Origin of the sequence: Moraxella oblonga NBRC 102422 (assembly GCF_001598275.1) — a bacterium.
GTDB classification, from domain to species: Bacteria; Pseudomonadota; Gammaproteobacteria; order Pseudomonadales; family Moraxellaceae; genus Moraxella; species Moraxella oblonga.
The window spans coordinates 1-4,477 of record NZ_BCYQ01000079.1 but is presented as its reverse complement, the minus strand read 5'-3'; the positions used below and the strand labels follow the sequence as shown (position 1 = coordinate 4,477).

Sequence of the window (4,477 nt, the reverse complement as noted above, 5' to 3'; positions counted from 1 at the left end):
TTGTAATGTGTTTGACTGTATTAGACTGGCTATGTCTTGATTTTGCTTGTCTATCAAGGTCTGCTGTTCGTCGCTCAACGTCTGCCAATGTGTCTTTAATGCGTTCTCCGACTTCGTCAAGTCGTCCAAACGTGCTTGTAGTCTCTTGTTGGTGTCGTTCGCTTGCCTGTTGTAGCTGTTGAGTGCGTTGATTTCCTGCGTCAGTGCGTTGAGTTCTCTCTGATGTGCTGTTTGCAATGATGTTATCAGCTCGCTGTGCTTGCTCTGTAAGTCGTCTATGGTGGTCTGTAACTGCCTTATCGTGCTGTCCTTTTGCTCCGCTAAGGCTTGCATTTGTTGGCGGTTCTTGCTGTCGTAGTCCGCCAAAAGCCGTTTGAATGTCTTGGAATAATGGTTCATATACACCCCCTAAACTGGCATTAGTAGCATTGCCAACACCATGAGCAACAACGTCAGAAACGCCCCTGCCACCACTCCTATCCCCAAAATGGTTAGTTGGTTGAACTGCTCCAAGTAGGGTATTTTCTCGCTCTCTTTGGCTGTCAAGGCTCGCTGATGGACTGTGTGTAGCTCCTGCTGAAAGTCGCTCATTCGTCTGTAAAAGTCGGTCATCTGCTGAATAATCAACGCTTCGTTGGTCTTGATGGCTTCTCGCAGTAGCTCCCCTGTATCGTTTCGCATTGTACTCAGCACGCTCTGTAATTGCTGTGTCAAGTCGTTTTCGTGCTGTGTCAGCACGCTCTGTAAGCTCTCTCTCGTAGCTTGTAGCTCTTGCTGTGAGTTCTGCTGTAATTCTTGGGCTAATTCCTGCAAACTCTTTTTCATAGATTGCACCTTTCAATCGTAGGTTACGCCCCCCTTGTGGGTCGGCTATGCTGATGGATTTATCTGTAATGCGTGCGATATCGAACCCACTAGATGTAAGCAAGTCTATCACGTCTTGACGGCTTGCCACCGCTCCGCTCTCAATGCTTGCCAATACCCCTTGATGTATCATGTCGGCAATGGCTTTTTTGCCCTTTGGCAAGGTCATGTTTTCGCTTATGGCTTGCTTGTTGCTTGGGTTGTCTGGGTCGTGTAGGTTGTAGTGAGCATTGGTAAAGGTCTTGAAGTCATTGACCCTTTGGCGGTCTATGCGGTCGTAATAGGGGTTGAAGTTCTTGCCTGTGCGTAGCTCGACTTTGGGTATGACAAAGTTAAGCTCTAAGCGGTCTTTGTCTTGGTGCTGTATCCAACAGATGTTGTATTGCTCCTTGTCCATGCCACAAAATAACGTCCGCTCAAAATCGTCCATGATGGCGTTTTTTAGGTCGTCCTGTAAGTCATGCTCCTTGAACGATAGCACGCCCACCGTGTAGCCGTGTTTGAAGTCTAGGCTATCAGCAAGGTATTGGGTTAATTTGGGGTCGCCACGCAGTACGGTGACTTGCTCACGGTCGTCATTAGCCCCTAGTAGATACCGCATGGTAGCTTGGCAACTGCCACCCCCTTTCTTGGGTATAAACTTAACTATCATCGTCAGCCCCCACAACGTGCGATTGAAGTAATACATCAAGCTGATTTTGTATTACTGCCAAATCTGCAAAGGCTTGCAACTTGGCGACATCGTCCAAAGTGTTGGCTTGCTTGGCAAGTTGGTTTAGGTTATTGCCTATGCGTGCAAGCGACACCAACAAGGCTGTATCAGCTTTGGGCGGTTCTTTTCTGCTCCGTCTTTTTGGTTTTGTTTGTATGGGTTCGCCCAAACAAAGTTGGCGTACCCATGTGGCAAGCTCATCGCCAACTTGTCGCTTTTTCATCTCGGCAAGCTCGCTTGGGGTCAAGCGGATTTTGATGGATTGGGTGCGTTTCTCTCTCGTGGTCATGGCTGCGGCTCGTGGCGGTTTTTGCCCCATTGGAGCATGGCGGAAATGGGGAAGGGGTCAAGGGGTCACCCCTTGCAAGCACGCAAACACACAAATTAGCGGAGCGGTTTTGTGGGTCTTGCGTATGCTTGCCCATGAGAATACCGCAGATAATAGCACACACTTCAATCAGGTTCAAGCCCTTACCCCCCGCATCTAATGGGGTTGGTTTATACGATGAGATTTGCCCCCCTAATGCAGACCACACCACCGCCCCTGCCCAGCATTTTTTTTTTTTCAATTCTTGCACGACACCTAAAACCGCCCCCCCCGAACTGACGTTTAGGGGCTATTATCTGATTTATGGCTATTTGGACACTTTCAAATAATTGGCTACTGCTGACTTACTAACCCCTATTTGTTCGGCAATTTGGCGAATGCTCAGCCCTTTATTTGCAAGGATTTTGGCTTGTTCTCTCTTATCTTGGTATGCCCTGCCTTTGGCTTTACCGCCCTGCTTACCCCTGTGAGCCTGTAAACGGCTAAACCACTCGGCAGACATGGCGGTAAATCTTGCTGATTTGCAGTATTTGGCAATGCTCTTGGCGATGTGGCGGACTTCGTTGGGGTTTAGGGGGTTGTCAAACTTCGCATTCTCGGCGGTGGCAATGGCTAACACCGCATTAAAAAGCGTCCTGTAATCGTGTTTATGGGCGATTGCATAGGCTTGATGGCGTGTGGCATGGAATACGGAGCAGTTACGCCCAAAATGGCTGTCATTGGCAACTGTGGGGGCGTTTGTCGGCTCGTCTAGGTCTAAATACTCGGCTAACTCGTCCAACGTGTAGCCCTGTGCGTTTGCCCCTGCCGTGTATGTCTGCCAGTCTGAATGTGTGGGGTTCTTGATGAGATTACCAGAATACCCCCTATCTGCCCCTAATTTGCGTTTTAAGGCGTTGTAAACGCTGTCTAGGTACTTTATCGCCTTTTGGTTCGTCTCGCCCATGAGAGCGACTGGAAACGCCAATTTGTAGCAGTAGTGGGCGTGTCCGTTGGTGGGGTTCTTGATGATGAGTTGGGGGCGTGGCGTGTCGTTGTCATGGAACGCAAAAAGGGCGTTAGGGTCGTCCACGTCAAACACCAACCATTTGACCTTAAAAGGCGTGTTAGGCTGTATGTAGGCGTGCTTTATGGCGTGTTCTTTGGTGCGAATGTGGCAAAAGCCTTTGGCATTGGTGCAGTATGGGCGTTTGGGTAGGTCAGAAAACAGGGCTTGAATTTGCTCGCAGTTCTCAAAGTCGTGGACTTGTTTGAGTAAATACATAAAAACTCCATTGCATTCCGCAAGGGCTTTATGTATAATACACAAAGATTACTTGCGGAATTGGCTGTCGAAGGTTAAATTTTCGCAATCCAAGCCCCCAGTGTTGCTAGCGTTGGGGGCTTAAATTTTGTAGGACTACATCTTATCACTTTGAACAAAAAATCGCAAATCGCATTTAAGGGGTCTAGGAGCGTCATAGAGCGATTTTGTGTCGTGGGTGCTACCTTAACACCATTTTTACTTTAAAAGCTCTCTATGGGCTTTGTACACGCATTAAATGCGGTATTTTTATCAAGTCGTTAAAATTTTAATTTGTCCTACAATTTAAAAGACAAAAGAAATTCAACCACTTGAATTCTGTGCAAAAATGCATTATATTAACCTTAGAACGCAAGGGCGTCGGAGTTCTAAGTTAACCGAGATTGCGTTTTATAACACCAAAATCCGCTTATATGGCAACATATGGGCGGGTTTTACTTTATTGGTTTGTTGTCATCTCCTTTGGGAATGACTGAAAACAATTCCATTTTTGGGCGTTTTGCAGTCATCTCAAAAACCGCCCAATCTTGAACCATATTGCCGTAGCCGTCATCTCTTAACACCATACTTTTGAGCACCTTGTTGTTCTCAATCACACTAGTTTCAGCCAATGCACTTTCAATTTGCTTTACCAAGTCATCAATCGTATAGCCGTCTTTGGTTCGGCTGTTGTAGTGATGTCTCCCCATGTACAAAATTTCGTTGCATTGGACGACTGGCAAGCCGTTTTCAAGCTGTTTTTGATTGATTGTAGCTAATTGCTCATCAGTCAGTTTACCTATTGCGACAAATTTAGGGCGTTCGCCATTTTGTAGCTGTTCTAAGTTGGTACGGATAATTTCTAGGGCGTTATCGTATAGGGGCATAGTTTTTACCTTAAAATAATGGGTTTTTCTTTGTGTGTGCTATGATAAACCAAAGTATTTAACAATTACAAAACTTGTGGGGGGTAGCCAAAATTAAAGACCAAAACCCTATCACAACCCCTTTAAATAAGCACATACTTTGTAATTTCAAAGCCCCTATAATGATGGTGTATAATTCAACTCCTTATCCTTGCGTAACCGCTTGGCTGTCATCGCCAGTTGTAGGACTGGCATATCATCAACGATTTTTTGTTTGTCGTCCATGCTGAGTGGCTGATTGGTGTTGGCGTACATGAGTTGCATGGCTAGGAACTCCGCTCTACTCCTGTCAATGCGTTGTTTAAGCTCGTTACAGTCGCTTGTAACTGTCTCAATGAGCTTGTAAGTCTGTCTATGGTCTCCGC

Annotated in this window: 5 protein-coding genes; all 5 read right to left on the bottom strand. The window is 46.4% G+C overall.

Going from position 1 to position 4,477, the window contains the following annotated elements:
* Window positions 1-1,516: relaxase/mobilization nuclease domain-containing protein (locus MOB01S_RS13005; RefSeq protein WP_066805789.1), on the bottom strand; the 1,516-nt coding region annotated here is incomplete at its 3' end.
* A complete protein-coding gene (locus MOB01S_RS11875) occupies window positions 1,506-1,865 on the bottom strand; it encodes a plasmid mobilization protein (protein WP_066805786.1) in 360 nt (119 codons plus the stop codon). The genes MOB01S_RS13005 and MOB01S_RS11875, both read right to left, overlap by 11 nt.
* 346 nt (window positions 1,866-2,211) lie before the next feature.
* Entirely contained in the window at window positions 2,212-3,168 is a 957-nt protein-coding gene (locus MOB01S_RS11865; protein WP_066805775.1) for a replication initiation protein, read from the bottom strand.
* Between the two features lie 473 nt (window positions 3,169-3,641).
* Window positions 3,642-4,073: a hypothetical protein gene (locus MOB01S_RS11860; protein ID WP_066805773.1), complete on the bottom strand. Its 432-nt coding sequence runs from the start codon at window positions 4,071-4,073 to the stop codon at window positions 3,642-3,644.
* 156 nt (window positions 4,074-4,229) lie between these two features.
* On the bottom strand, window positions 4,230-4,477 hold a 248-nt coding region (locus MOB01S_RS12600), incomplete at its 5' end, for a hypothetical protein (RefSeq protein WP_169798155.1).

What these genes read in the sequence shown, in the direction of transcription:
- MOB01S_RS11875 (WP_066805786.1), bottom strand. Translation starts at nt 1,865, where the DNA reads ATGACCACGAGAGAGAAACGCACCCAATCCATCAAAATCCGCTTGACC.
- MOB01S_RS11865 (WP_066805775.1), bottom strand. Translation starts at nt 3,168, where the DNA reads ATGTATTTACTCAAACAAGTCCACGACTTTGAGAACTGCGAGCAAATT.
- MOB01S_RS11860 (WP_066805773.1), bottom strand. Translation starts at nt 4,073, where the DNA reads ATGCCCCTATACGATAACGCCCTAGAAATTATCCGTACCAACTTAGAA.